The organism is Burkholderia sp. BCC0322, from assembly GCF_902833045.1.
Taxonomy (GTDB): domain Bacteria; phylum Pseudomonadota; class Gammaproteobacteria; order Burkholderiales; family Burkholderiaceae; genus Burkholderia.
In genome coordinates this window covers 628,897-654,611 of the sequence record NZ_CADFDU010000002.1, presented here as the reverse complement: position 1 = coordinate 654,611, position 25,715 = coordinate 628,897, and the positions used below count along the sequence as shown (strand labels likewise).

The window sequence follows — 25,715 nt, the reverse complement described above, 5'->3', positions numbered from 1 at the left end:
TCAGTAATCGGCTTCCCAGTCGACGACGATGCGACGCGCCGCCTGATCCACCGTTTTGACGTATACGCCGACGAACGGAATCAACCGTTCGTCGGTGGTCGGCTGACCGTCTTTGCCGGTCGCCGGATACTCGACACGCATGATCGAATGCACGCCATTGTCGATCATCCCGCTCACCTTCCCGAGTGCCACCGATTGCTCGTTGACGACGTCGAGACCGATCAGGTCGACCCAATAGAATTCGTCCGCGGCCAATGCCGGGAAATCTTCCCGGCGCACGAACACGCGAAAGCCGCGCATAGCCAGCGCGGCATCGCGGTCGCTGACGCCCGCGAGTTGCGCAACGACTGTGTCGCTGTGCGTCTTCGACTGCATGATGCGAACGGAAAGCCGCTCCGCACCACGCTCCAGCCACCAGTGGCGTGCCTTGAGCAGCGCATCGCCACCACGACCGGCGTCGGCGTGCGTCGCCACCTTGACCCAGCCCTTCAGGCCATAGGCGTCGACCACCGCCCCGACCTCGACGGCATCGTCGGGCCAGGCTTGCGCCACTTCAAGACCGCCTTGCTCGGCGGCCTGACCGGCGTTCGCGACAGCGTCGCGCTCGGCCGGCTTGCGGACGAATGCGCCAAACGACGCACGCCCGCGCCTTGCATTACCGGAATCGTGACCCGCCATTAATGCACCTCAAAGCCGGCACGACCGGCACACCGTGCCATGTTAGGCAGCCGGTTGCGCCTTTTGCGCTTCCTTCACGAGACGCTGGACGGTCGGCGACAGTTGCGCGCCAACGCCTTGCCAGTACGTCAGGCGATCCTGAGCGATACGCAGCGATTCGCCCTTCGTAGCGACCGGGTTGTAGAAGCCGACGCGCTCGATGAAGCGGCCGTCACGACGGTTGCGCGAATCGGTAGCAACGATGTTGTAGAACGGGCGCTTCTTCGAGCCGCCACGAGCCAGACGGATGATAACCATATGATGTCCTTCGGGAAAACCGGGTTCGAAACTACTGAAACACGCGATTATAGCCGGAAACCGGAGGTACAACAAACACTTACGCGCAAAAAATCCGGGGGCGGCCCGCCCGCCGGGCATACAATCGTCGTGTCCGGTACGTTTCACACCGTCATGCCGCCCCTACGCGCCGCCTCGATGCGCCGTGCGCAGCACCGTTTCGCGGCGCTGCTTGCCGGCCTTGCCTGCCTTGCGTCCGCACCGACGCTTGCCGCGCCGTTGCCGGTTGGCGAACTCGTCGTGCCGTCCGGCTTCCACGTCGAAGTGCTGACCGACGCGGCACCGACCGCCCGCGAAATGGCGTGGTCTCCGCGCGGCGTCCTGTATGTCGGCACACGGGAAGGCCGCGTGCATGCGTTCCTGTTGCACGAGGGACGGATCAGTGCGCACTACGTGATCGCGTCCGGGCTCGACATGCCCGTCGGCGTCGCCTACCGTGGCGGCGCACTCTATATATCTGCCGTATCGCGCATCCTGCGTCTCGATCATATCGACGACCGGCTCGCCACACCGCCCGCACCCGCCGTCGTCACCGACACACTGCCGACCGAACACCATCACGGCTGGAAATTCATCGCGTTCGGCCCCGACGGCAAGCTGTATGTGCCGACCGGCGCACCGTGCAACGTCTGCCTCGCCGATCGCAGCCGCTACGCGATCATCGCGCGCATGAAGGCGGACGGCAGCGGGAGCGAGGTTGTTGCCCGCGGCGTACGCAATACGGTCGGCTTCGCGTGGCACCCCGATTCGGGCGAGCTTTGGTTTACCGACAACGGGCGCGACATGATGGGTGACGACGTGCCCGACGACAAGCTGAACCGTGCGCCGCGCGCCGGCCTCGACTTCGGCTTTCCGTACTGCCATGGCGGCGATACGCCCGACCCCGAATTCGGCAGCGCCGACGTATGCCGCCGCTATGTGCCGCCCGTGTTGAAACTCGGTGCACACGTCGCAGCACTCGGCATGCGCTTTTATGCAGGGCCGATGTTTCCGGCGCCGTATCGCAATAACATCTTCATCGCCGAACACGGCTCGTGGAATCGCAGCACGAAGGTCGGGTATCGCGTGATGCGCGTCGTCGTCTCGGCGGATGGCAGCCAGGCGCGCCAGACCCCGTTCGTCACCGGCTGGCTGCGGCCCGACGGCACGGTATGGGGACGCCCGGCCGACGTGCTGCCGCTGCCGGACGGCTCGCTGCTCGTCAGCGACGACTACGCAGGCGCGATCTACCGTGTGACCTATGCGGCACCTTGACGCAGGACAGGGGTGACCGGGCCCGACCGGGCATCGTAGAATGCGAGCGGGCCGCGCGCCCGCGCCGGCCCGCCGGCCGCCCATGCCAACGCCAATACGCCGCCATCCATGTCCAGCAGCACCGCACCGTCCCGCCGCTTTCACTCCAAGACGCTCACCGCCGCCCTCGCGTTCCTGCTCGGGTCGCTCGGCGCGCACCGCTTCTATCTGTATGGCTTCCGCGACGTGTTCGGCTGGGCGCACCTGCTCGCGACGATCGTCGGCATCCCGGGCTTCCTCCTGCTCGCCGCAACCCAGCGCAGCGCCAGCCTCGGCTGGTGGCTCGCGGTACCCGGCGCAATCTCGTTGCTGGCAGCATTCCTCGCCGCGCTCGTCTACGGCCTGCGTTCCGACGAAAAATGGGACGCGCAATTCAACGCGGAGACGGGCAAGCACAGCAAGTCGGGCTGGACCGTGATCTTCGTGGTGATCTTCTCGCTGCTGATCGGTGCGTTCCTGCTGATGACCGCACTCGCACTGTCGTTCCAGACGTATTTCGAGTCGCAGGTCGAAGCGGCCAAGCAGATTTCGCAGTAAGCGTAACGGCCGCTACGCACCGGCGCCCTACGCCGGTTCAGCGCGCTGGTCAGAACAGGTTCAATTGCGTGTCGTCACGCGACTGCGTCGACCGCGTGGCGACTGAGCGAGCAGCAACGCGCGGCGCCGGCGCCGCGGCGGCCGGCGCACCGCGAAACTGCGACAGATCGAGAATGCCGTTCGTGCGCTCGTTCAGCCCGAGCCGCTTAACGGCCTGGCGGAAGCGCTGCCGCAGCAGGTCGGCCCAGATCCCCTCGCCCTTCATCCGTTTCGAGAAATCCGAATCGTAGTCTTTCCCGCCGCGCATGTCGCGCACGCGGTTCATCACGCGCTCCGCGCGATCGGGAAAATGCGCGGCCAGCCAGTTCTTGAACAGCGGCGCGACTTCCCACGGCAGCCTCAGGATGATGTAGCTCGCATGCGTCGCGCCCGCCTCCGCGCACGCCTCGAGCACACGCTCCAGATCGGGCTCGGTGACGAACGGAATCATCGGTGCAATGCTCACGCCGACCGGCACGCCCGCTTCGCTCAGGGCGCGAATCGTACGCAACCGTCGCGCCGGTGTTGCCGCCCGCGGCTCGAGCGTGCGCGCGAGATCGGCATCGAGCGTCGTGATCGTCACCGCCGCCATCACCTGCCCGCGTTCGGCCATCGGCGCGAGCAGGTCGAGATCGCGCTCGATCAGCGACGACTTCGTGATCGCGGCGAACGGCAACCCGCGATCGTGCATCACCTGGATCACGCTGCGCGTGATGCGCAGGTCACGCTCGACCGGCTGGTAGGCATCGGTGTTGACGCCGAGCGCGATCGGTTCCGGCACGTAGCGCTTGCGTGAAATCTCGCGCTCGAGCAGTTCGGCCGCATTGACCTTCGCATAGATGCGGCTTTCGAAATCGAGCCCCGGCGACAGGCCGAGATAACTGTGCGTCGGCCGCGCGAAGCAATAGATGCAACCGTGCTCGCAACCGCGATACGGATTGAGCGATACGCTGAACGGAATGTCGGGCGACTGGTTGTGCGTCAGGATGCTCTTCGCACGCTCCTCGAAGACCTGCGTACGCAAAGGCGCGGGGAAATCGGCATCGTCCGACTCGTGTGTCCAGCCGTCGTCGACCGCTTCACGCTGCGCGATTTCATATCGCCCCTGCAGGTTGTCGACCGCACCGCGCCCCTTGCGGGGCACGGGCGGCGCTACCGGAAATTCGTTGTCGGATCGATCGTCCATGTGCCCACCCATTCGCCAGCGCCTAATACTGTACATTTATACAGTATTAGGCGCAGCATGCCAAGGGCAGGATAAAGGGCCCGACGGCCTGCCGCAGGCGCATCAGTCGCCCACCGCGATCGTCAGCGTCTCCTTGATTTCTTCCATCACGACATAGCTCTTCGACTGCACGGCGCCGGGCAACTGCAGCAGGATGTCGCCGAGCAGCTTCCGGTAGTCGGCCATCTCGCCGATCCGCGCCTTGATCAGGTAGTCGAAATCACCGGACACAAGATGGCATTCGAGCACCTCGTCGATCTTCATCACTTCCCGGCGGAATTGTTCGAACATGTTGCCGCCCTTGTGGCCGAGCGTGATCTCGACGAACACCAACAGTGCGGCATCGAGCTGGTGGGGATCGACGCGCGCGTGATAGCCGGTGATCACGCCATCCCGCTCCATGCGCCGTACGCGCTCGATACACGGTGTGACGGTCAGTCCGACCTGTTCCGCGAGGTCTTTCATCGCCATCCGGCCGTCGTCCTGGAGCAGTCTCAGGATGCGCCGGTCGAGCTTGTCGAGCGAGCGTACGGGCTGACGTTGCGTTCTCATTTGTTTCTGCTGAAAACCTGAAAAATACGATAACAAAACCTACACATTCGACAATACCATAGCGCAAAAAACTAGATCAGCTAGAGGTTACACGGAGCCGCGGGTGCGCCCGGCCTCGATCTGGTCCCTTCCATCTGGAGCAGCTATGCGAGTCGTCATTCTGGGCAGCGGTGTGGTGGGCGTGGCAAGCGCGTATTACCTCGCGCGCGCCGGTCATGAAGTCACTGTGATCGACCGGGAAGCCGGCCCGGCGCTCGAGACGAGCTTCGCGAACGCGGGCCAGATTTCCCCCGGCTATGCCGCGCCGTGGGCCGCGCCCGGCGTGCCGCTGAAGGCCGTCAAGTGGATGTTCGAAAAGCATGCGCCGCTCGCAATCCGCCTCGACGGCACGCGCTTCCAGCTCCAGTGGATGTACCAGATGCTGCGCAACTGCACGGCCGAGCGCTATGCAGTCAACAAGGGCCGCATGGTCCGCCTTGCCGAATACAGCCGTGACTGCCTGCAGGCGCTGCGCGCCGATACCGGCATCCAGTACGAAGGGCGCACGGGCGGCACGCTGCAGTTGTTCCGCACGCAGCAGCAACTCGACGGCGCGGCGAAGGACATCGCCGTCCTGCAGGAAGCGAACGTGCCGTTCGAGCTGCTGTCGCCGGCCGACCTGAAGAAAGCCGAACCGGCACTCGCCGCCGTCTCGCACAAGCTGACGGGCGGCCTGCGCCTGCCGGGTGACGAAACGGGCGACTGCCAGCTGTTCACGACGCGCCTTGCCGCGCTCGCGGAATCGCTCGGCGTGAAATTCCGCTACAACACGCCAATCGATGCGCTCGCGATCGCGGGCGGCAAGATCGCCGGCGTGCAGTGCGGCAGCGAGACGGTGCGCGCGGACGCGTACGTCGTCGCGCTCGGCTCGTACTCGACCCGCTTCATCTCGAACCTGATGAAGATCCCCGTCTATCCGCTGAAGGGTTATTCGATCACCGCGCCGATCGTCAACGAAGCGGCCGCGCCCGTGTCGACCGTGCTCGACGAGACCTACAAGATCGCAATCACGCGTTTCGACCAGCGCATCCGCGTCGGCGGCATGGCGGAAATCGTCGGCTTCGACAAGAAGCTGCGCGCCGCGCGCCGCGAAACGCTCGAAATGTGCGTGAACGACCTGTTCCCGGGTGGCGGCGACACGTCGAAGGCGACGTTCTGGACGGGCCTGCGCCCGATGACGCCGGACGGCACGCCGATCGTCGGTCGCACGCCGGTGTCGAACCTGTTCCTGAACACCGGCCACGGCACGCTCGGCTGGACGATGTCGTGCGGCTCGGGCCAGCTGCTCGCGGACCTGATCTCGGGCAAGATGCCCGCGATCCAGGCCGACGACCTGTCGGTGCATCGTTACCTGAAGGACGTGGCCGGCCCGACGCGCCCGGCATACGCATAAGCCGACGACGCCCGCGGCCATACAAGCCGGCAGGCATCAAAAAGAAAGGCGCCCCGAGGGGCGCCTTTTTCATTTCATCGAATCGTCAGCCGGTCAGAACTGGTCTTCCGTCAACGCGAGCACGCCCTCGTTGCCCTTCGTGCCGACGATCGACGCTTCGAGCGCGCCGGCCTGCACCAGCACGTGCTCCGCGTAGCATTGCGCGATCGCGATCTTCGCATCGAAGAACGCCGGGTCGCTCGCGCGCCTCGCCTGCGCCGCCACCAGCGCGCGGCCCATCTGCCACCCGCACAGCACCACGCCCGCCAGCTTCAGGTACGGCACGCTGCCCGCGAACACCGCGTTCGGGTCCTGCTTCACGTTCGCCACCACGTAATCCACCACCGACGACAGCGCCTTCGCGCCCTTCTCCAACTGCGCCTTCACCGACGCGGCCGCCGCGCCGTCCAGCTTGCCCAGCGCCGCCACCGTCTCGCCGATCTCCGCGATCAGCGCCTTCGCCACCGCGCCGCCGTCGCGCATCGTCTTGCGGCCCACCAGGTCGTTCGCCTGGATCGCCGTCGTGCCTTCGTAGATCGCCAGGATACGTGCATCGCGGTAATACTGCGCCGCGCCCGTCTCCTCGATGAAACCCATCCCGCCGTGCACCTGCACGCCCAGGCTCGCGACGTCGTTCACCATCTCCGTGCTCCAGCCCTTCACCACCGGCACCAGATACTCGTAGATTGCCTGATGACGCGCACGCGTCGCCTCGTCCGAATGGCGGTGGGCAATGTCGCTGTGCGCGGCGGCCACGTAGGCCAGCGCCCGCGCGCCTTCGGTCAGCGCGCGCATCGTGCCGAGCATGCGGCGCACGTCCGGGTGATGGATGATCGTCACCGACTGCTTGGCCGAACCGTCCACCGGGCGGCTCTGCACGCGCTCCTTCGCGAATTCCGCCGCCTTCTGGTAGGCGCGGTCGGCCACGCCGATCCCCTGCATCCCGACCCCGAAGCGCGCCGCGTTCATCATGATGAACATGTATTCGAGGCCGCGGTTTTCCTCGCCGACCAGGTAGCCGATCGCGCCGCCGTGGTCGCCATATTGCAGCACCGCCGTCGGGCTCGCCTTGATCCCGAGCTTGTGCTCGATCGACACGCAGTGCACGTCGTTGCGCGCGCCCAGCGAGCCGTCGTCGTTGACCATGAACTTCGGCACGATGAACAGCGAGATGCCCTTCACGCCTTCCGGCGCGTTCGGCGTGCGCGCCAGCACCAGGTGGACGATGTTCTCCGCCATGTCGTGCTCGCCCCACGTGATGAAGATCTTCGTGCCGAACACCTTGTACGTGCCGTCGCCCTGCGGCTCCGCGCGCGAGCGCACCAGCGCCAGATCGGAGCCCGCCTGCGGCTCGGTCAGGTTCATCGTGCCGGTCCATTCGCCCGAGATCAGCTTCGGCACGTAGCGCTGCTTCTGCTCGTCGGTGCCGGCCGTCAGCAGCGCCTCGATCGCGCCGTCGGTGAGCAGCGGGCACAGCGCGAACGACAAGTTCGACGCGTTCAGCATCTCGATGCACGGCGTCGCGATCAGCTTCGGCAGCCCCTGGCCGTCGTACTCGGCCGGATGCTGCAGCCCCTGCCAGCCGCCTTCGACGAACTGGCGGAACGCTTCGCCGAAGCCCGGCGTCGCGGTCACGACGCCGTCCTTCCAGCTGCTCGGATTGCGGTCGCCTTCGACGTTCAGCGGCGCCAGCACCTCGCCGCAGAATTTCGCGGATTCGTCGAGCACGGCCTGCGCCGTGTCGTAGCCGGCATCCTCGAAGCCCGGCAACTGCGCAACGGCGTCGATGCCGGCCAGTTCCTTCAGCACGAACAGCATGTCCTTGACGGGGGCGTGATAGCTCATGATGTGTCTCCCTCCTCTCTCTTCTGTCGATGGCGAAAAAAAGGGGCGCTCGTCGCGCCCCTCTTCTCGTGTGCTTACCGCCGAAGCGTCACACTGCGTTAGCCGAGCTCGGCCACGAGCTCCGGCACGAGCGCGAACAGATCGCCGACGAGGCCGTAGTCGGCCACGCTGAAGATCGGCGCTTCGGGATCCTTGTTGATCGCGACGATCACCTTCGAATCCTTCATGCCTGCCAGGTGCTGGATCGCACCCGAGATGCCGACCGCGATGTACAGCTGCGGCGCGACGATCTTCCCGGTCTGGCCGACCTGGTAGTCGTTCGGCACGTAGCCGGCGTCGACTGCCGCGCGCGATGCGCCCAGTGCCGCGCTCAGCTTGTCCGCCAGCGGCTCCAGCACCTTCGTGTAGTTCTCGCCGCTACCGAGGCCACGGCCGCCCGACACGATGATGCTTGCGCTCGTGAGTTCCGGACGGTCCAGCTTCGTCACCTCACGGCTCACGAACTGCGACTTGCCTGCATCTGCCGCCGCTTCAATCTTCTCGACCGACGCGCTGCCGCCTTCAGCAGCAACCGGATCGAAACCCGTCGCACGCACCGTGATGACCTTGATCGGGTCGCTCGACTGCACCGTCGCGATCGCATTGCCCGCGTAGATCGGGCGCTCGAACGTGTCGGCCGAATCGACCGCCGTGATGTCCGAGATCTGCGCAACGTCCAGCTTCGCGGCGATACGCGGCGCGATATTCTTGCCGTACGCCGTCGCCGGCGCGAGGATGTGCGAGTAGTCCTTCGCGATGTTCAGCGCGGTCGCTTCGACGTTTTCCGCGAGGCCCGCTTCGAGTTGCGGCGCGTCGGCCAGGAGTACCTTCGACACGCCTGCGATCTTCGCTGCCGCGTCCGCAGCCGCCTGCGCATTGTGGCCCGCGACCAGCACGTGAATGTCGCCGCCAATCTTCGCTGCCGCCGCCACCGTGTTCAGCGTCGCGGCCTTGATCGACGCGTTGTCGTGTTCTGCAATCACCAGAATCGTCATTTCTTTCCGCTCCCTCTTACAGCACCTTGGCTTCGGTCTTCAGCTTCTCGACCAGCGTCTTCACGTCCGGCACCTTCACGCCGGCCGCGCGCTTCGGCGGCTCGACCACCTTCAGCGTCTTCAGACGCGGCGTCACATCCACGCCCAGGTCTTCCGGCTTCACGGTTTCCAGCGGCTTCTTCTTCGCCTTCATGATGTTCGGCAGCGTCACATAACGCGGCTCGTTCAGGCGCAGGTCGGTCGTGATCACCGCCGGCAGCGTCAGCGACAGCGTTTCCGCGCCGCCGTCGACTTCGCGTGCGACCGTTGCCTTGCCGTCGGCCACCGTGACCTTCGATGCGAACGTCGCTTGCGGGAGGCCTGCCAGCGCCGCCAGCATCTGGCCCGTCTGGTTCGAATCGTCGTCGATCGCTTGCTTGCCAAGGATCACCATCTGCGGCTGTTCCTTGTCGACCAGCGCCTTCAGGATCTTCGCGACGGCCAGCGGCTCGACGCTGTCGGTCGACTCGACGAGGATCGCGCGATCCGCGCCGATCGCCAGCGCCGTGCGCAGCGTTTCCTGCGCTTGCGCGACACCCACCGACACGGCGATCACTTCGGTCGCCACGCCCGCTTCCTTCAGGCGCACGGCTTCTTCAACCGCGATTTCGTCGAACGGGTTCATCGACATCTTCACGTTCGCGATGTCGACACCCGTGTTGTCCGACTTCACGCGGACCTTCACGTTGTAATCGACCACTCTTTTCACTGGCACCAGGATTTTCATGCACACGCTCCAAAGTTACGAATACGACCAGAGGCCATTCTATAGCGAGGCCTCATGACTGCGCGGCCAAGCGGACCCAACCTTCGTGGCTGTCGAGGATACCGCTTCTTGGCGACGCGCCAATGATAGCGAACGGTCGTTCTATTTTAAAAGAGAAAAAACCCGGACGCAAAGCCCGGGTTTTCGATCATCGACTCTAATCCCGCCGGGCGCCCCGTGCCTCGCCTGTTACCAGGCGGCAATAACCGCGCCGCCGAACTTGCCTTCGATGAACTGCTTCACATCGGCCGAATGATAGGCCGCGACCAGTTTCGCGACCCACGGCTTGTTCCGATCCGCCTCGCGGATCGCGAGGATGTTCGCGTACGGGCCGTTCGGACCCTCGATCGCGATCGCGTCCTGTTTCGGTTTCAACCCCGCTTCCATCGCGTAGTTGGTATTGATCGCGGCCGCGTCGACGTCACCGAGCGAGCGCGGAATCTGCGCCGCATCAAGTTCGACGATCTTCAGCTTGCGCGGATTGTCGACGATATCGAGCGGCGTCGCCTTCAGCCCCGCATCCGCGCGCAGCTTCAGCAGGCCCTGCTTTTGCAGCAACAGGAGCGCACGACCGCCGTTGGTCGGATCGTTCGGAATCGCGATGCGCGCGCCGGGCTTCAGTTCGGCCAGCGACTTCACGCGCTTCGAATAGATGCCCATCGGAAACGTGACGGTATCCGCCACCTTGATCAGCTTGTAGCCGCGATCCTTCACCTGCGCCTGCAGATACGGATCGTGCTGGTAGCTGTTCGCGTCGAGGTCGCCCGACGCAAGCGCGGCATTCGGCTGCACGTAATCGGAGAATTCGACGATGCGGATGTCGAGGCCGCTCTTCGCCGCGACCTTCTTCACCGCCTCCATGATCTGCGCGTGCGGGCCGCCCGTCACGCCCACCTTGATGGTTTCGGCCTGCGCGTGCGCGCCCGCGAACAGCGCGGCCGCGCCCAGTGCCGCCGCGAATTTCAGCATGAAGCGTCGTTGCATCGAGTGTCCCCTAGCGGATCAACCTTGTTTTACTTGTGGCTCAGCCGGCGGACGAGCCAGTCGCCGAACGACTGCACGATCTGCACGAACACGATCAGGATCGCAACCACCGTCCACATCACTTCCGGCAGATAGCGCTGGTAGCCGTAGCGAATCCCGAGATCGCCGAGGCCGCCGCCGCCGATCGCACCGGCCATTGCCGAATAGCCGACCAGCGACACGAACGTGATCGTCAGGCCCGCGACGACGCCCGGCAGCGATTCGGGCAGCAGCACCTTGAAGACGATCTGCGACGTGGTCGCGCCCATCGACTGCGCAGCCTCGATCAGCCCGCGGTCGACTTCGCGCAACGCCGTCTCGACGAGACGCGCGATGAACGGCGCGGCAGCGAGCGTCAGCGGCACGACCGCCGCGGCCGTGCCGATCGACGAACCCGTGACGAGCCGCGTAAACGGAATCACCGCGACCAGCAGGATGATGAACGGCGTCGAGCGGACGGCATTCACGATGCCGCCGAGCACGCGATTCACCGCGAGGTTCTGCAGTACGCCCTGGCGATCGGTCAGGTAAAGCAGCACGCCGAGCGGCAGGCCGACGAGCGCGCCGACCGCCCCGGAGATGCCGACCATGATCAGCGTCTCCCAGAACGACTGCACGAACATATCGAACATCTCACTCAACATACGAAAGCTCCTCTACCACCACACCTTGCTCGCGCAGGAACGCGAGCGCCTGCCCGACCTTGCCCGGCTCGCCGCCCGCGAGCACCGCGAGCGAACCGAATGCCTGCCCCTGGATCTCGTCGATCTGGCCGTGCAGGATGTTGAAATCGAGTTCGTACCGGCGGATCGTCTCAGACAGGATCGGCTGGTCGACACCCGAGCCCGTGAACGCAAGCCGCAGCAGATGCCCGCTGCCGGTCTTCAGCCGCTCGGCCACGCGCGCCTTCAGTGCGGGCGGCAATTCCTGCGCAATCACGTCGCCGATCAGCGCGCGCGTCACTTCGTGATGCGGCTGCAGGAACACGTCGATCACGCGGCCTTCCTCGACCACCCGCCCTGCATCGAGCACCGCGACGCGATCGCACACCTGCTTGATCACTTCCATCTGGTGCGTGATCAGCACGATCGTCAGGCCGAGTTCGCGGTTGATGCGCTTCAGCAGGTCGAGGATCGAACGCGTGGTCTCGGGATCGAGCGCGGACGTCGCTTCGTCCGACAGCAGCACCTTTGGCTGGCTCGCGAGCGCGCGTGCGATGCCGACGCGCTGCTTCTGCCCGCCGCTGATCTGCGACGGATAGCGATCCTTTTGCGCGGACAGCCCGACGAGGTCGAGCAGCGGCAGCACGGCGGCCTCGATCTCGGCACGGCTTGCGCCGGCCAGTTCCAGCGGCAGTGCGACGTTGTCGAACACCGTGCGCGACGACAGCAGGTTGAAGTGCTGGAAGATCATGCCGATCTCGCGGCGCGCCTCGCGCAGCGCGCCAGCGGGCAGCAGCGTGAGATCGCGCCCGCCGACGACGACATTGCCTTCGGTCGGCCGCGTGAGCAGGTTGATGGTGCGCACGAGCGTGCTCTTGCCGGCGCCGCTTCGGCCGATGATGCCGAACACCTCGCCCTGCGGGATCGTCAGGTTGACGTTGTGCAGCGCCTCGACCCAGCCGCTCGGCCCGGGGAAACGCTGCGAAAGATTGCGTATTTCGATCATGTAAACAAAACGGTGGCCGGCTGGCGAGCAGGCCCGCCAGTCGGCCACCGATGCATCTGGAATAGCCGGCGATTTTACCGCAAACCCCTCATTCCCCTTAATAATCGATTTCGATCTTTTCATAACCACACGAAATTAGAGGAGCGCCGCTGGCGCGCCGCGACGGTGCCGCGACTATGATCCCGAACACCGACCAATCGACAGGGGACACGCCAGATGACCGCCACCACTACGCCGGCTGCCGCACCCGCCACCGCCCGACCGGCACCTTCGTCGTCGCCCGCGCCGACCATGGGCCGGCTGCGTACCGCGGACGGGCTCGAACTGGCGTCGTACCGCTGGCCGGCCGGCGACGGCACCACGCCGCCACGCGCGACGATCGCGCTCGTGCACGGTCTTGCCGAACACGCGGGCCGCTATGCCGCACTCGCCGGCCGGTTGAATGCGGCCGGCATCGACGTGCTCGCGATCGACCTGCGCGGGCATGGCCAGTCACCCGGCAAGCGCGCCTGGGTCGAGCGCTTCGACGGCTACCTGAACGATGCGGACGCGCTGGTCGCCGAAGCCGCGCGCGGCAATTCGCCACTGTTCCTGATGGGGCACAGCATGGGTGGCGCGGTCGCGGCGCTTTACGCAATCGAACGTGCGCCGGCACGTGGCCACGCGCTGACGGGCCTCGTGCTGTCGAGCCCGGCGCTCGCGCCGGGGCGCGACGTGCCGCGCTGGATGCTCGCGGTGAGCCGCGTGATCAGCCGCGTATGGCCGACCTTCCCCGCAATCAGGATCGATGCAGCGCTGCTGTCGCGCGATCCGGCCATCGTCGCGGCCAATCGCGCCGATCCACTCGTGCATCACGGCGCGGTACCCGCGCGCACCGGTGCGGAGATTCTCGACGCGATGGCACGCATCGAAAGCGGCCGCGCTGGGCTCCGCGTTCCGGTGCTCGTCTATCACGGTACCGAGGACAAGCTGACCGAACCCGACGGCAGCCGGGCGTTCGGTGCGCACGTCGGCTCGCCCGATCGCACGCTGACACTGTACGAAGGCGGCTTTCACGAAACGATGAATGATCTCGAACGCGATCGCGTGATCGACGCGCTGATCGCGTGGATTCACGCACGCGTGCCGGCGCGCTGAGCGCGCCCGGCCCGGCCGGTCAATCGGTCATCAGATGCCTGCCAGCACGCGCAGGTGTGCGACCACGCTGCGCCCGAGCGCGGACAGGTTGTAGCCGCCTTCGAGGCAGCTCACGATACGGCCCTGCGCATGCCGCCGCGCCACGTCGACGATCTGCGCAGTCAGCCATTCGAAGTCGGCTTCGACGAGGCCGAGGTTGCCGATGTCGTCCTCGCGATGCGCGTCGAAACCCGCCGACACGAACAGCATCTGCGGCTTGAACGCATCGAGGCGCGGCAGCCAGAACATGTCGACGGCTTCGCGGATCGCCATCCCGTTGCTGCGCGCGGGCATCGGCAGGTTGACCATGTTCGGGGCCTGGTGATCGACGCCCGAGAACGGATACAGCGGATGCTGGAAGAAGCTGCACATCAGCACGCGCTCGTCGTTCGCGAACGCGGCTTCAGTGCCGTTGCCATGGTGCACGTCGAAGTCGATGATCGCCACACGCTCGAGACCGTGTACATCGAGCGCATGCCGCGCGGCGATCGCGACGTTGTTGAAGAAGCAGAAACCCATCGCGCGCGCGGGCTCCGCATGGTGGCCGGGGGGGCGCACGCCGCAGAACGCATTCGCATAGCGGCCTTCGATCACCGCGTCGGTCGCCGCGATCGCGGCGCCGGCCGCGCGCAGCGCCGCGCGCCACGTATCGCGGTTCATCAGCGTATCGGGATCGATCTCGACGTAGCCGTCCACCGGCGTCATGCTCCGGATGTAGTCGATGTGCGCCTGCGTATGCACCCGGCCCAGCGCCACCTCGCTCGCGAACGGTGCGGTTTCGTGCACGATCAGGTCGTCGATGCGGCTCGCGATCAATTGATCCTGGATCGCCGAGAGGCGGGCCGGGCATTCCGGATGCCATTCCCCCATCTCGTGCAGCATACAGTCGGGGTGCGTATAGAAAGCGGTTGCCATAAGCTGTCATCCACGGCGCACGGTGCGCCGCAGGTCTCCATCAATGATGTCCATCGTCTGCCGCGAATTCGCCGCTAACTTACCACAACGGGGGCCCGCCACGCCCCGGCGCGCCGGATCCGTCGGGTATACTGCGCCGAACCCAATCGCCCTGTCCGCCCGCTTCGACATGAATTCCAGCAAGCCTGCCGCCCTTCTCTCCGCGCTGTTCCGTGCTCGCGTCCCGCTCGTTGCGGTCGCTGTCGTGGCGGCCCTCGGCACCGCGCCTGCCAGCGCGCAGACGCAACCCGCGAAGTCCGCGGGCAAGCTCGTCGCACAGGCCCAGCCGCAGCAGCCGACGCCGCAAGGCCAGACCTTCGAAGAGGAAATTGTTCCGCAGCGCTACGCGAACAACGCGAAGGTCGACGCGTTCATCGACGAGATGGTGAGCCGCAACGGCTTCGACTCCGCGAGCCTGCATGCGCTGTTCTCGCGCATCAGCTATTCGGCAACGGCCGTCAAGCTCGTGAAGCCGGCCCCGTCGCCGACGGTCAAGAACTGGCGCATCTATCGCTCCCGCTTCATCGAGCCGATCCGCATCAACGCAGGCGTGAAATTCTGGAAGGCGAACCAGGCAACGCTGCAACGCGCGTCCGAGCAATTCGGCGTGCCGCCCGAGGTGATCGTCGGCATCATCGGCGTCGAGACGATCTACGGCCGCTACATGGGTAATTTCCGCGTGCTCGACGCGCTGACGACGCTGACGTTCGACTATCCGGACACGCCGAATCGCGACAGCCGCCAGGCGACGTTCCGCAAGAACCTCGAGGATTTCCTGGTCTGGACCCGCGATAACCAACTCGACCCGACCACCGTGCTCGGCTCGTATACGGGCGCGATCGGGATTCCGCAGTTCCTGCCGAGCAGTATCCGCGAATATGCGGTCGACTTCGACGGCACGGGCCATGTCGACCTGCGCAGCAGCCCTGCCGATGCGATCGGCAGCGTCGCGAACTACCTGAAGCAGCACGGCTGGGAAACCGACCGCCCGGTGGTCTGGCAGATCACGCCCGATACGGGCAGCCTGGGGATCGCCCAGGCCGCCGCCGACGGCCAGCCTGAACCGCACTGGGCGCTGTCGCAACTGCTGCGCGCGGGCATGACGCTGAACGAGCCGGCGGTCAACATCACCACCGAAGCCGGTACGCCCGTGACGGTGGTCGACCTGCCGTCACCGGGGCGCGCGACCGAGTACATGCTCGGTCTCAAGAATTTCTATGTGCTGACGCGCTACAACCGCAGCTTCTTCTACGCGCTCACCGTGTACCAGCTTGGCGAGGCCGTGAAGGCACAAATGGAAGCGAGCGGCGCACTTCAGCCGAGCGCCACCGAAACGCAATCGCAGTAAGCAGCGCCCGCCCAAAGAAAAAGCGCCGCACAAGCGGCGCTTTTTTTATCGCATGCGCTCGACGCGCGCCTGCCCACGTTCAGGCGGGAAACACGCCCGTGGACAGGTAGCGGTCGCCGCGATCGCAGACGATGAACACGATCGTCGCATTCTCGACCTGACGCGCGATGCGCATCGCGACTTCACATGCGCCGCCCGACGAAATGCCCGCGAAGATGCCTTCGACAGCCGCGAGCCGGCGCGCCATCGTTTCCGCTGCGGCCTGGCTCACGCTCTCGACGCGGTCGACGCGGCTGCGATCGAAAATGGTCGGCATGTATGCCTCCGGCCACTTGCGGATACCCGGAATGCGCGAACCGTCTTCCGGCTGCGCACCGACGATCTCGATCGCCGGATTCTGTTCCTTCAGATAGTGCGACGTGCCCATGATCGTGCCCGTCGTGCCCATGGCCGACACGAAATGCGTGATGCGGCCTTCGGTATCGCGCCAGATTTCCGGGCCCGTCGCTTCGTAGTGCGCAATCGGATTGTCGGGGTTCGCGAACTGGTCGAGGATCACGCCCTTGCCTTCGCGCTGCATCTGGTCCGCGAGATCCCGCGCCAGCTCCATCCCGCCCTTCACCGGCGTCAGGATGATTTCGGCACCGTAGGCAGCCATGCTCTGGCGGCGCTCGACCGACAGATCCTCCGGCATGATCAGCACCATCTTGTAGCCGCGGATCGCCGCTGCCATCGCGAGTGCGATACCCGTGTTGCCGCTCGTCGCTTCGATCAACGTATCGCCCGGCTTGATGCGCCCGCGCGCCTCGGCCTTGCTGATCATCGACAGTGCCGGACGATCTTTCACGGAACCGGCCGGATTGTTGCCTTCGAGCTTCGCGAGCACCACGTTGTTGCGCGCGCGAATCTCCTCGTCCGGCAAGCGGACCAGTTGGACGAGCGGCGTATTGCCGATCGTGTCTTCGATAGTTTTGTAAGCCATGGATATACCGTGAGTACGAGGCCGATCAATCGATCGATTGTAAACCAGCACCGCTGCTCGCGCCGGCAACCCCATTGCGACGATGGAATACGCGTGGCCGCCCTACGCCGCGCCCACGCAAAAAACCCGCGGCATGCCGCGGGAAGCCGTCGCAACGACGGCGGCTGAAGGAGCTCGTTGTCGATCGCGCGTAGCGCGTTACTTCTGTGCGGTGCGGGCGGGTGCAGCCGCAGGCTTGCCGGCAGCCGGCTTGCCCGCAGCCGGCTGCGCGGCACTCGTGCCGGCCGCGCCTATCGTCAGCCCTTCCTGCTGAAGCCGCTCGACGGTATGGCCACCCATGCCTTTCACGCGTGATGCGAGATCTTCGGCATTCCTGAACGGACCGCGTGCGCCGCGTTCGTCGAGAATCGCTTTCGCCCGCGCCGGGCCGATGCCCTTGATGCCGACGAGCGCATCCTCGTTCGCGGTGTTGACGTCGACGGCCGCCCAGGCCGACGCGATCGTGCCGAGCATTGCCGCTGCGGCCAACCATTTCCTGATCATGTGCTGGATCTCCGATGAATTCGGCCGGCGGCTGCCGACCGTGAGACCCAGTTTATCGATGCAACGCTTCCGCTTAAACCTGGCCGGATAGCCAACGGACGTAGCGGTCGACGCCTTCCTGCACGGTCAGGAACGGCGCGTCGTAACCGGCCGCGCGCAGCTTCGTCTGGTCGGCCTGCGTGAAGCACTGGTACTTGCCGCGCAATGCATCGGGAAACGGCACGTATTCGATCAGCCCCTGCTCGACCTGCTTGGCGAGCGTCAGCGGCGGCTGGTTGTCGAGCGCGCGCAGCGTATTCACGACCGTCGACGCGATATCGTTGAACGGTTGCGCACGGCCCGTGCCGAGGTTGAAGATACCCGACTTCTCCGGATGATCGAAGAAGAACAGGTTCACCTTCGTCACGTCCTCGACCGACACGAAGTCGCGCGTCTGCTCGCCCGGCGCATAGCCGTTGTACTCGCCGAACAGCTTCACCTTGCCTTCCGCACGGAACTGGTTGAAGTTGTGGAACGCGACCGACGCCATGCGCCCCTTGTGCGTTTCGCGCGGGCCGTACACATTGAAATAGCGGAAGCCGGCGATCTGGCTCTTCGCGGTCGGCAGCACGCGACGGATCACCTGGTCGAACAGGAACTTCGAATAGCCGTAGACATTCAGCGGCGCCTCGACGTCACGCTCCTCGACGAACCGCGTCGAGCCGCCGTAGATTGCCGCCGACGACGCGTACAGGAACTGCGTACCCTGCGCGAGGCAGGTGTCGAGCACCGCGCGGCTGTAGCGGAAGTTGTTGTCCATCATGTAGCGACCGTCGGTTTCCATCGTGTCCGAACAGGCACCTTCGTGGAACACCGCGCGTACCTTGCCGAAATCGCCGCGTGCGAAGCGATCGACGAATTCCGTTTTGTCCAGATAGTCGTCGATCTCGCAATCGACGAGATTGCGGAACTTGTCCGCGCGCGTCAGGTTGTCGACCGCGATGATGCGCGTCTCGCCGCGCTCGTTGAGCGCCTTGACGATGTTCGCGCCGATAAAACCGGCTGCGCCGGTGACGATGAGGGTCATGATCGTCCTGCCTGAAAAGTGCGAGCCATGCGTGCGGCGCGCTCGTCGCGCCACCGCATGCGCTCAGTGAAACAGTTCGTCGTAGTCCACCGTGGCCGTGCCGAGCTTGCCGACCACGATGCCTGCCGCGCGATTCGCGAGCACGACGGCATCGACGAGCGGCACACCTGCGCCGAGCATCGTCGCGACCGTCGCGATCACGGTATCGCCCGCGCCCGACACGTCGAATACCTCGCGCGCGAGCGCCGGTGCGTTCAGTTCGCCGTCGGAGGAAAAGAGCGTCATGCCCTCTTCCGAGCGCGTGAGCAGCAGCGCGTCGATATCGAGTTCCGCGCGCAGCTTCGCAACGCGCGCGCGCAGATCGTCTTCCGACTTCCACTGCCCGACCACTTCGCGCAATTCCGCGCGATTCGGCGTGATCAGCGATGCGCCGCGGTAGCGCGCCCAGTCGTCGCCCTTCGGGTCGACGAGGACGGACTTGCCGGCCGCACGCGCTTTCTCGATCATCGTCGTGACGTGCGTCAGGCCGCCTTTCGCATAATCCGACATCAGCACGACGTCGTGCTGCGGCACCAGCGCGTCGAACCGCGCGAGCCCCGCGAGCAGCACCTCGTGCGTCGGCATCGCCTCGAAGTCGACGCGCAGCAGTTGCTGCTGGCGCGCGAGCACGCGCAGCTTGATCGTGGTCGGCAACGCCGGGTCGCGCTCGAGATGCGGCGTCACGCCGCTGCTGCCGAGCAGCTCGACGATCCGCTCGCCGGGTTCGTCGCAACCGACGACGCACAGCAATCCGGCCTGGCCACCCAGCGTCACGGCATTGCGCGCGACGTTGGCCGCGCCGCCGAGCCGCTCTTCCTGGCGCTGCACGTGCACGACCGGCACCGGCGCTTCCGGCGAAATGCGATCGACGTTGCCGAACCAGTAACGGTCGAGCATCACGTCGCCGACGACCAGCACGCGCGAGCGCGCGAGCTGCTCGCGCGGCACCTGAACGACATCGCGGAGGGTAGTCATCGTGCGGTCAACCACGGGAAAACGACTGGGGATCGACATACGGCCGACCGATCGCGTAGTAGTCGATGCCTAGTTCGGCCATCGCGTCCGGCTCGTACAGGTTGCGCCCGTCGAAGATCACCGGCGCCTTCAGTTCGGCCTTCAGGCGCGTGAAATCGGGGCTCCGAAATTCCTTCCACTCGGTCACGATCACGAGCGCATCCGCCCCCGTCACCGCGACGTCCTGCGTATCGACGAGATGCAACCGCGCGAGCGCGTCCGCATCGTCACCGAAATCCAGTGCGAACACGCGCCGTGCCTCGTCGACCGCGACCGGATCGTACGCGCGCACGGTCGCACCGCGTTCGAGCAGCGCGGCGATCAGGCGGCGGCTCGGCGCCTCGCGCATGTCGTCGGTGTTCGGCTTGAACGCCAGGCCCCAGACCGCGAACTCGCGGCCGGTCAGGTCAACGCCGAAGCGCTGCTCGATCTTGCCGATCAACACATCCTTCTGCGCATGGTTGGCCGCCTCGACGGCTTCCAGGATGCGCAGCGGCTGGCCGTTTTCTCCTGCGGTGCGAATCAGCGCCTGGACGTCCTTCGGGAAGCACGAGCCGCCGTAGCCGACGCCAGCGTACAGGAAGTGATAGCCGATGCGCGGATCGGAGCCGATCCCGCGGCGCACGGCCTCGATGTCCGCGCCGACCTTGTCGGCGAGATTCGACATCTCGTTCATGAACGAGATGCGCGTTGCAAGCATCGCGTTCGCCGCATATTTCGCGAATTCGGCCGAGCGCACGTCCATGTAGATCGTGCGCTCATGGTTGCGGTTGAACGGCGCGTACAGCTTCTTCATCTTCTCGCGCGCGATCACGCCCGTCTCGTCGTCGTCGACGCCGATGATGATCCGGTCAGGGCGCATGAAATCTTCGACCGCGGCGCCCTCCTTCAGGAACTCCGGGTTCGACACGACCGAGAAGCGATGCGCGACGCTGCCTGCTAGACCGCGGGCGGCAAGCGCCTCGTCGACCACGCCGCGCACGCGCTGCGCGGTGCCGACCGGCACCGTCGACTTGTCGACGATCACCTTGAAGCCCGTCATGTGGCGGCCGATGTTGCGCGCGGCTTCGAGCACGTACTGCAGGTCGGCCGAGCCGTCCTCGTCGGGCGGCGTGCCGACGGCGATGAACTGGATCTCGCCGTGCGCGACGCTCGCCTCGATGTCGGTCGAGAAGCGCAGGCGCCCGGCCGCGCGGTTGCGCGCGATAATGTCCAGCAGCCCCGGTTCGTGAATCGGCATCCCGCCGTTGTTCAGGATGTCGATCTTGCGCGGATCGACGTCGAGGCAGAATACGTCGTGACCGATCTCCGCGAGGCAGGCGCCCGTGACGAGACCGACATAGCCGGTGCCGATGATGGTGATTTTCATAGATGTTCCGGTACTTCCCGGTAATTGACTAACTTGGCCGCCGGGACAAGCCCGGCGGCAACCGCAGCGCGTTGGCTCCGCGTGCCGGGATCAGCCCGGCATCGCAGGTTCGACGCGGCGCGGCGCATAGGTTTCCCAACCGCTGCATCCGGGGCACTGCCAATAGAAAAGCCGCGCCCGGAAACCGCAATTCTGGCACGTATACCGTGGCAGATTCTTCGTGCGCTGCTTGATCAGCGCACGCATCATTTCAAGTTCCTTACGACGCGGCTCGTCGGCCGCGGCGATTTGCGCATCGAGCAGATGCAGCATCCCCGACAGGTTCGGCGACTTCTCCATCTGCGTACGCGCGAGCGCGTGTGCCACATCCTGGCCGCGCAACCCCGCGAGGTGCTGGTACGCGATGTCGAGCAGGTCGTTCGACGGATAGCGGTCGACATACCCCATCAGCAGCTCGGCGCCTTCGGCGTTCTTGCCGAGCGCGACGTACGCCTTCATCAGCTTGTCGGCGACGAGCGGCAGATACGCCGGATTCTGCGCTTCGACGCGCTTCCAGTGCTCGATCGCGGCCGCGTGGTTGCCCTCCGCTTCCGCCGCGTCGCCGGACAGGACCGTCGCACGAACGTTCTGCGGGTTCACGGTCAGCGCCAGGCGCAGCTGTTCGGCTGCCGCTGCCGCGTTCTTGCGCTGCAGCGCGTCCTGCGCGAGCTCGCAGTGGAACTGTGCAATTTCGACGCCGAGCGGCTTCTCGCTCATCGACTCGATGCGCTTCGCCGTATCGATCGACTTGTTCCAGTCCTTCTCGATCTCGTAGATCGTCAGCAGCGCCCGCTGCGCGCCGAGCGCGTAATCACCGTCGGCGAGCTTGTGAAACGCTTCCTCGGCACGATCGAGCAGGCCGGCTTTCAGGAAATCCTGGCCGAGCTCGTACAGCGCGTGGTCGCGCTCGTTGACCGGCAGGTCCGTGCGGCTCAGCAGGTTCTGGTGCACCCGGATCGCGCGGTCGGTCTCGCCGCGGCGGCGAAACAGGTTACCGAGCGCGAAGTGCAGCTCGACCGTCTCCGGATCGAGCTTGGCGACTTCGATGAACGCGTCGATCGCCTTGTCGGGTTGTTCGTTCAACAGAAAATTCAGGCCGCGAAAATACGATCGCGGCAGGTTGGCGCTCTCCGACAGGAGATTCTTCAGGTCATAGCGTGACGCCGCCCAACCAAGCGCGAACGCCACCGGAATCGCGAGCAACCACCAGAAATCCAGATCCATGCGAAATATCGAAGCAGAGACGAAAACCGCGCGATTATCGCGCGGCGTCCGTGTTAAATGACGGGCGGCATCGGCGGCTGGTCGATGACGGCCGGCGTTTCGCGTGCCGCACGCAGATCGCGCTTCAGGCGCCCGTTCTCGAGACGCACGCGAAAGATCGAAGGCAGCGCGGACAGCAGGCCGGCCAGCAGCCCCACGGCGAAGAACGCGAGGCCGATCAGGATCAGCGGCGCTTGCCACGAATAGCCGGCAACGAAATTCAGCGTCGCGGTTTGCGTATTGGCCAGCGCAAGCACCAGCAGCAGTACGAACACCAATACCCGGATCAGCCAGACGATAAACTTCATGAAGCCCTCTCTTTGTTGAGGTTTGCCGCGGCGCGCGACTCCCCTTCGCCGCACCGAATCGACCCGTATTGTAAAGGATGCGTTTCCGCGCCTGCGCAGATCCTGCGCGCACCCGTTGCGCGGCGATCGCCGAAAATGAAAAAAGCGCCCGCAAGGGGCGCTTTTCTTTTCAGCCTTCGCCGGATGGGTTCCGGGCAAACCGGATGACGCTCAACGCTCGTCGTCCGGATCGTCAGCCTTCAGCGGTTCACCGGCGCGGCCGTCGACGCGTTCCCGCAATTCCTTGCCAGGCTTGAAGTGCGGCACGAACTTCTCGGGCACCTGCACTTTCTCCCCTGACTTCGGGTTGCGTCCGACGCGCGCCGGGCGACGGTTGAGGCCAAAGCTGCCGAAACCCCGAATTTCAATGCGATGCCCTTTCGCCAGGGCGTCGGACATCGCATCGAGCATCGTTTTCACCGCGAAATCCGCATCCTTGAGGACAAGTTGCGGAAATCGCGATGCCAGCTGCGCGACCAACTCGGATTTGGTCATACTTCAGCAGACCTCGTGAGGCTTACTGGTTCTGGCCGTCGAGCTTCGCCTTCAGCAGCGCGCCGAGGTTGGTCGTACCGGTCGCAGCAGCGCTCGAGTCCGACTGCAGGCCGCGGATCGCTTCCTGTTGTTCAGCCGAATCCTTCGCCTTGATCGACAGGTTGATGCCGCGCGACTTGCGATCGATGTTGATCACCATCGCGTTGACCTTGTCGCCTTCCTTCAGCACGTTGCGTGCGTCTTCGACGCGATCCTGCGAGATTTCCGATGCGCGCAGGTAGCCTTCGATGTCGCCCGTCAGCGTAACGACCGCACCCTTCGCATCGACCGTCTTCACGACACCGTCGACGATCGAGCCCTTGTCGTTCATTGCAACGTAGTTGCTGAACGGGTCGCCTTCGAGCTGCTTGATGCCGAGCGAAATACGTTCCTTCTCGACGTCGATACCGAGCACGATGGCTTCGACTTCGTCGCCCTTCTTGTACTTGCGAACAGCTTCTTCGCCAGCTTCGCTCCACGACAGGTCCGACAGGTGAACCAAGCCGTCGATGCCGCCAGGCAGACCGATGAACACGCCGAAGTCGGTGATCGACTTGATTGCGCCCGTGATCTTGTCGCCCTTCTTGAAGTTGCGGCTGAAGTCATCCCACGGATTCGGCTTGCACTGCTTCATGCCGAGGCTGATACGACGACGGTCTTCGTCGATCTCGAGGACCATGACTTCGACTTCGTCGCCCAGCTGGACAACCTTCGACGGAGCAACGTTCTTGTTGGTCCAGTCCATTTCCGACACGTGGACGAGGCCTTCGATGCCCGATTCCACTTCGACGAATGCGCCGTAGTCGGTGATGTTCGTGACCTTGCCGAACAGGCGCGTGCCCGACGGGTAACGGCGCGAGATGCCTTCCCACGGATCGTCGCCCAGTTGCTTGATGCCCAGCGACACGCGGTTCTTCTCTTGGTCGAACTTGAGGATCTTCGCGGTGACTTCCTGGCCAACCGACAGGACTTCGCTCGGGTGACGCACACGACGCCATGCGATGTCGGTGATGTGCAGCAGGCCGTCGATGCCGCCGAGGTCGACGAACGCGCCGTAGTCGGTGATGTTCTTGACCACGCCGTTGACGATCGCGCCTTCCTTCAGCGTCTCGAGCAGCTTCGCGCGCTCTTCGCCTTGCGTTGCTTCGATCACTGCACGACGCGACAGCACGACGTTGTTACGCTTGCGATCGAGCTTGATCACGCGGAACTCGAGCGTCTTGCCTTCGTACGGGGTCGTGTCCTTGACCGGACGCGTGTCGACCAGCGAACCCGGCAGGAACGCGCGGATGCCGTTGACCATCACGGTCATGCCGCCCTTCACCTTGCCGGTGATCGTGCCGGTGACGAGTTCGTTGTTGTCGAGAGCCTTTTCCAGCGACAGCCACGATGCAAGGCGCTTCGCCTTGTCGCGCGACAGGATCGTATCGCCGTAGCCGTTTTCGAGTGCGTCGATCGCGACGGACACGAAATCGCCCGACTGCACCTCAACCTCGCCCTGATCGTTCAGGAATTCCTCGATCGGAATGTAAGCCTCGGACTTCAGGCCTGCATTGACGACCACGAAGTTGTGGTCGACGCGCACGACTTCGGCGGAAATCACTTCGCCGGCGCGCATGTCTTGGCGGGTCAGCGACTCTTCGAACAGAGCCGCGAAAGATTCAGTATTCGGGTTGGAGGTTTGCAGGTCGGACATAAAAATCTGATTGTGCATGGCTCGCTGTGCCACGCCGGCCGGAATGGCAGGCTGAAAGGGCCAGATCGAAGACCACACGGGGTTAAGGGTTCGAAACACGCTCCGCGCTTGCGACGCGGGGCACCTACCGCTGCCCGCCTTCTCAGGCGGGCTGACCGAGCGCGCGATACCACTGCAGCACCTGATCGACTGCTTCGTCGACCGAAAGTGCCGACGTATCGAGCAGCTTGGCATCTGCCGCGGGCTTCAGCGGTGCGGCCGCGCGATTGCTGTCGCGCGCGTCACGGTCACGAAGATCCCGGAGCAAGTCATCTATATTAGCAGAAAAACCTTTTTGCATCAATTGCTTATGCCGTCTGGTCGCGCGCGCCTCGGCGCTCGCCGTCAGGAACACCTTCAGCACGGCGTCCGGGAAGATCACGGTGCCCATGTCGCGCCCGTCCGCGACGAGGCCTGGCGTCTTGCGGAACGCGCGCTGGCGCGCGACGAGCGCGGTGCGCACGGGCCCGTGCACGGCAATCGCCGATGCGCGGTTGCCGACCGCTTCAGCGCGGATGTCGTTCGACACATCGACGCCGTCGAGCTGCGCGCAGCCCTCGCGGAACGTGATGTGGAGATCGTCGATCAGTTTCACCAGCGCGTCGACGTCCTCCGCGTCAATGCCGTAGCGCACGCTCGCGAGCGCGGCCAGCCGGTACAGCGCGCCGCTGTCGAGCAAGTGGAAGCCAAGGTGCGCGGCGACGAGCGCGGCGACGGTGCCCTTGCCGGAAGCAGTCGGGCCGTCGATCGTGATGACGGGAGTCGGGTGAAAGGGTCGGGTCGATTTCATCGGAACAAAT

Annotated in this window: 26 protein-coding genes; 5 read left to right on the top strand and 21 right to left on the bottom strand. The window is 65.0% G+C overall.

Annotated elements, in window-relative coordinates; genetic code table 11:
• Positions 1–678: a ribosome maturation factor RimM gene (gene rimM / locus HWX39_RS09080; protein WP_175967155.1), complete on the bottom strand. Its 678-nt coding sequence runs from the start codon at positions 676–678 to the stop codon at positions 1–3.
• 42 nt (positions 679–720) lie between these two features.
• Positions 721–975 carry a 30S ribosomal protein S16 gene (rpsP, locus tag HWX39_RS09075; RefSeq protein WP_006476550.1) on the bottom strand — a complete coding sequence of 85 codons (255 nt, stop codon included), beginning with the start codon at positions 973–975 and terminating at the stop codon, positions 721–723.
• A gap of 153 nt (positions 976–1,128) precedes the next feature.
• Here rpsP and HWX39_RS09070 point away from each other — a divergent pair, with 153 nt between their 5' ends.
• Positions 1,129–2,268 carry a PQQ-dependent sugar dehydrogenase gene (locus HWX39_RS09070; RefSeq protein ID WP_175967154.1) on the top strand — a complete coding sequence of 380 codons (1,140 nt, stop codon included), beginning with the start codon at positions 1,129–1,131 and terminating at the stop codon, positions 2,266–2,268.
• Positions 2,269–2,376: 108 nt separating this feature from the next.
• Positions 2,377–2,844, top strand: coding sequence for a TM2 domain-containing protein (locus tag HWX39_RS09065; RefSeq protein WP_175967153.1), 468 nt, complete (start codon positions 2,377–2,379; stop codon positions 2,842–2,844).
• Between the two features lie 49 nt (positions 2,845–2,893).
• On the opposite strand, the gene HWX39_RS09060 is transcribed toward HWX39_RS09065, so the two are convergent.
• Positions 2,894–4,081 (bottom strand): PA0069 family radical SAM protein, encoded by a 1,188-nt coding sequence (locus tag HWX39_RS09060; protein WP_175967152.1) that lies wholly within the window; start codon positions 4,079–4,081, stop codon positions 2,894–2,896.
• Between the two features lie 90 nt (positions 4,082–4,171).
• The gene (locus HWX39_RS09055; RefSeq protein ID WP_175967151.1) at positions 4,172–4,660 is read right to left on the bottom strand and encodes an Lrp/AsnC ligand binding domain-containing protein; all 489 of its coding nucleotides are present in this window, start codon (positions 4,658–4,660) and stop codon (positions 4,172–4,174) included.
• A 145-nt stretch (positions 4,661–4,805) separates the two neighbouring features.
• Here HWX39_RS09055 and HWX39_RS09050 point away from each other — a divergent pair, with 145 nt between their 5' ends.
• Complete coding sequence (locus HWX39_RS09050; protein WP_175967150.1) at positions 4,806–6,092, top strand: D-amino acid dehydrogenase; 1,287 nt, start codon at positions 4,806–4,808, stop codon at positions 6,090–6,092.
• Positions 6,093–6,185: 93 nt separating this feature from the next.
• On the opposite strand, the gene HWX39_RS09045 is transcribed toward HWX39_RS09050, so the two are convergent.
• From HWX39_RS09045 to HWX39_RS09020, 6 genes are all read right to left on the bottom strand, one after another.
• Entirely contained in the window at positions 6,186–7,976 is a 1,791-nt protein-coding gene (locus tag HWX39_RS09045) for an acyl-CoA dehydrogenase (protein WP_175967149.1), read from the bottom strand.
• A gap of 98 nt (positions 7,977–8,074) precedes the next feature.
• Complete coding sequence (locus HWX39_RS09040; protein ID WP_059666582.1) at positions 8,075–9,010, bottom strand: electron transfer flavoprotein subunit alpha/FixB family protein; 936 nt, start codon at positions 9,008–9,010, stop codon at positions 8,075–8,077.
• 16 nt (positions 9,011–9,026) lie between these two features.
• On the bottom strand, positions 9,027–9,776 hold the full coding sequence (locus tag HWX39_RS09035) for an electron transfer flavoprotein subunit beta/FixA family protein (protein WP_175967148.1): 750 nt from the start codon (positions 9,774–9,776) through the stop codon (positions 9,027–9,029).
• 228 nt (positions 9,777–10,004) lie between these two features.
• A complete protein-coding gene (locus HWX39_RS09030) occupies positions 10,005–10,799 on the bottom strand; it encodes a MetQ/NlpA family ABC transporter substrate-binding protein (protein WP_175967147.1) in 795 nt (264 codons plus the stop codon).
• Between the two features lie 29 nt (positions 10,800–10,828).
• Positions 10,829–11,482 (bottom strand): methionine ABC transporter permease, encoded by a 654-nt coding sequence (locus HWX39_RS09025; RefSeq protein WP_006486982.1) that lies wholly within the window; start codon positions 11,480–11,482, stop codon positions 10,829–10,831.
• A complete protein-coding gene (locus HWX39_RS09020; RefSeq protein ID WP_175967146.1) occupies positions 11,472–12,506 on the bottom strand; it encodes a methionine ABC transporter ATP-binding protein in 1,035 nt (344 codons plus the stop codon). The genes HWX39_RS09025 and HWX39_RS09020 overlap by 11 nt, the downstream gene beginning before the upstream one ends.
• Positions 12,507–12,722: 216 nt before the next feature.
• Here HWX39_RS09020 and HWX39_RS09015 point away from each other — a divergent pair, with 216 nt between their 5' ends.
• Entirely contained in the window at positions 12,723–13,643 is a 921-nt protein-coding gene (locus tag HWX39_RS09015) for an alpha/beta hydrolase (protein ID WP_175967145.1), read from the top strand.
• Between the two features lie 30 nt (positions 13,644–13,673).
• On the opposite strand, the gene HWX39_RS09010 is transcribed toward HWX39_RS09015, so the two are convergent.
• A complete protein-coding gene (locus HWX39_RS09010) occupies positions 13,674–14,597 on the bottom strand; it encodes a histone deacetylase family protein (RefSeq protein WP_011351344.1) in 924 nt (307 codons plus the stop codon).
• A gap of 43 nt (positions 14,598–14,640) precedes the next feature.
• Here HWX39_RS09010 and mltB point away from each other — a divergent pair, with 43 nt between their 5' ends.
• A complete protein-coding gene (gene mltB / locus HWX39_RS09005) occupies positions 14,641–15,984 on the top strand; it encodes a lytic murein transglycosylase B (RefSeq protein ID WP_175967144.1) in 1,344 nt (447 codons plus the stop codon).
• Between the two features lie 79 nt (positions 15,985–16,063).
• Here the strand turns inward: mltB and cysM are convergent, their stop codons facing one another.
• The 10 genes from cysM to cmk form a co-directional block, all read right to left on the bottom strand.
• Entirely contained in the window at positions 16,064–16,966 is a 903-nt protein-coding gene (gene cysM, locus HWX39_RS09000) for a cysteine synthase CysM (protein WP_175967143.1), read from the bottom strand.
• Between the two features lie 198 nt (positions 16,967–17,164).
• Positions 17,165–17,509, bottom strand: a complete 345-nt coding sequence (locus HWX39_RS08995) for a helix-hairpin-helix domain-containing protein (RefSeq protein ID WP_175967142.1) — start codon at positions 17,507–17,509, stop codon at positions 17,165–17,167.
• Positions 17,510–17,582: 73 nt separating this feature from the next.
• The gene (rfaD, locus tag HWX39_RS08990; RefSeq protein WP_175967141.1) at positions 17,583–18,575 is read right to left on the bottom strand and encodes an ADP-glyceromanno-heptose 6-epimerase; all 993 of its coding nucleotides are present in this window, start codon (positions 18,573–18,575) and stop codon (positions 17,583–17,585) included.
• Positions 18,576–18,638: 63 nt separating this feature from the next.
• Positions 18,639–19,589, bottom strand: a complete 951-nt coding sequence (rfaE1, locus tag HWX39_RS08985; RefSeq protein ID WP_175967140.1) for a D-glycero-beta-D-manno-heptose-7-phosphate kinase — start codon at positions 19,587–19,589, stop codon at positions 18,639–18,641.
• A gap of 7 nt (positions 19,590–19,596) precedes the next feature.
• A complete protein-coding gene (locus tag HWX39_RS08980; protein ID WP_175967138.1) occupies positions 19,597–20,997 on the bottom strand; it encodes a UDP-glucose/GDP-mannose dehydrogenase family protein in 1,401 nt (466 codons plus the stop codon).
• Positions 20,998–21,087: 90 nt separating this feature from the next.
• Entirely contained in the window at positions 21,088–22,260 is a 1,173-nt protein-coding gene (gene lapB, locus HWX39_RS08975) for a lipopolysaccharide assembly protein LapB (RefSeq protein WP_175967136.1), read from the bottom strand.
• A gap of 53 nt (positions 22,261–22,313) precedes the next feature.
• On the bottom strand, positions 22,314–22,607 hold the full coding sequence (locus HWX39_RS08970) for a LapA family protein (RefSeq protein ID WP_175967134.1): 294 nt from the start codon (positions 22,605–22,607) through the stop codon (positions 22,314–22,316).
• Between the two features lie 210 nt (positions 22,608–22,817).
• Complete coding sequence (locus HWX39_RS08965; RefSeq protein ID WP_006486894.1) at positions 22,818–23,141, bottom strand: integration host factor subunit beta; 324 nt, start codon at positions 23,139–23,141, stop codon at positions 22,818–22,820.
• 22 nt (positions 23,142–23,163) lie between these two features.
• Positions 23,164–24,894: a 30S ribosomal protein S1 gene (gene rpsA / locus HWX39_RS08960; protein ID WP_319000483.1), complete on the bottom strand. Its 1,731-nt coding sequence runs from the start codon at positions 24,892–24,894 to the stop codon at positions 23,164–23,166.
• A 124-nt stretch (positions 24,895–25,018) separates the two neighbouring features.
• Positions 25,019–25,705 carry a (d)CMP kinase gene (cmk, locus tag HWX39_RS08955; protein ID WP_175967132.1) on the bottom strand — a complete coding sequence of 229 codons (687 nt, stop codon included), beginning with the start codon at positions 25,703–25,705 and terminating at the stop codon, positions 25,019–25,021.
• Positions 25,706–25,715: the final 10 nt, after the last annotated feature.

Bases quoted from the DNA above. Each gene is read 5' to 3' on its own strand.
- HWX39_RS08970 (WP_175967134.1), bottom strand. From the start codon at position 22,607: ATGAAGTTTATCGTCTGGCTGATCCGGGTATTGGTGTTCGTACTGCTG.
- mltB (WP_175967144.1), top strand. From the start codon at position 14,641: ATGATGTCCATCGTCTGCCGCGAATTCGCCGCTAACTTACCACAACGG.
- HWX39_RS08980 (WP_175967138.1), bottom strand. From the start codon at position 20,997: ATGAAAATCACCATCATCGGCACCGGCTATGTCGGTCTCGTCACGGGC.
- HWX39_RS08995 (WP_175967142.1), bottom strand. From the start codon at position 17,509: ATGATCAGGAAATGGTTGGCCGCAGCGGCAATGCTCGGCACGATCGCG.
- HWX39_RS09060 (WP_175967152.1), bottom strand. From the start codon at position 4,081: ATGGGTGGGCACATGGACGATCGATCCGACAACGAATTTCCGGTAGCG.
- HWX39_RS09025 (WP_006486982.1), bottom strand. From the start codon at position 11,482: ATGTTGAGTGAGATGTTCGATATGTTCGTGCAGTCGTTCTGGGAGACG.
- rfaE1 (WP_175967140.1), bottom strand. From the start codon at position 19,589: ATGACTACCCTCCGCGATGTCGTTCAGGTGCCGCGCGAGCAGCTCGCG.
- HWX39_RS09015 (WP_175967145.1), top strand. From the start codon at position 12,723: ATGACCGCCACCACTACGCCGGCTGCCGCACCCGCCACCGCCCGACCG.
- HWX39_RS09020 (WP_175967146.1), bottom strand. From the start codon at position 12,506: ATGATCGAAATACGCAATCTTTCGCAGCGTTTCCCCGGGCCGAGCGGC.
- HWX39_RS09030 (WP_175967147.1), bottom strand. From the start codon at position 10,799: ATGCAACGACGCTTCATGCTGAAATTCGCGGCGGCACTGGGCGCGGCC.
- rfaD (WP_175967141.1), bottom strand. From the start codon at position 18,575: ATGACCCTCATCGTCACCGGCGCAGCCGGTTTTATCGGCGCGAACATC.
- rpsA (WP_319000483.1), bottom strand. From the start codon at position 24,894: ATGCACAATCAGATTTTTATGTCCGACCTGCAAACCTCCAACCCGAAT.
- cysM (WP_175967143.1), bottom strand. From the start codon at position 16,966: ATGGCTTACAAAACTATCGAAGACACGATCGGCAATACGCCGCTCGTC.
- HWX39_RS09065 (WP_175967153.1), top strand. From the start codon at position 2,377: ATGTCCAGCAGCACCGCACCGTCCCGCCGCTTTCACTCCAAGACGCTC.
- HWX39_RS09050 (WP_175967150.1), top strand. From the start codon at position 4,806: ATGCGAGTCGTCATTCTGGGCAGCGGTGTGGTGGGCGTGGCAAGCGCG.
- HWX39_RS09010 (WP_011351344.1), bottom strand. From the start codon at position 14,597: ATGGCAACCGCTTTCTATACGCACCCCGACTGTATGCTGCACGAGATG.
- rpsP (WP_006476550.1), bottom strand. From the start codon at position 975: ATGGTTATCATCCGTCTGGCTCGTGGCGGCTCGAAGAAGCGCCCGTTC.
- HWX39_RS08965 (WP_006486894.1), bottom strand. From the start codon at position 23,141: ATGACCAAATCCGAGTTGGTCGCGCAGCTGGCATCGCGATTTCCGCAA.
- lapB (WP_175967136.1), bottom strand. From the start codon at position 22,260: ATGGATCTGGATTTCTGGTGGTTGCTCGCGATTCCGGTGGCGTTCGCG.
- rimM (WP_175967155.1), bottom strand. From the start codon at position 678: ATGGCGGGTCACGATTCCGGTAATGCAAGGCGCGGGCGTGCGTCGTTT.
- cmk (WP_175967132.1), bottom strand. From the start codon at position 25,705: ATGAAATCGACCCGACCCTTTCACCCGACTCCCGTCATCACGATCGAC.
- HWX39_RS09035 (WP_175967148.1), bottom strand. From the start codon at position 9,776: ATGAAAATCCTGGTGCCAGTGAAAAGAGTGGTCGATTACAACGTGAAG.
- HWX39_RS09070 (WP_175967154.1), top strand. From the start codon at position 1,129: ATGCCGCCCCTACGCGCCGCCTCGATGCGCCGTGCGCAGCACCGTTTC.
- HWX39_RS09040 (WP_059666582.1), bottom strand. From the start codon at position 9,010: ATGACGATTCTGGTGATTGCAGAACACGACAACGCGTCGATCAAGGCC.
- HWX39_RS09055 (WP_175967151.1), bottom strand. From the start codon at position 4,660: ATGAGAACGCAACGTCAGCCCGTACGCTCGCTCGACAAGCTCGACCGG.
- HWX39_RS09045 (WP_175967149.1), bottom strand. From the start codon at position 7,976: ATGAGCTATCACGCCCCCGTCAAGGACATGCTGTTCGTGCTGAAGGAA.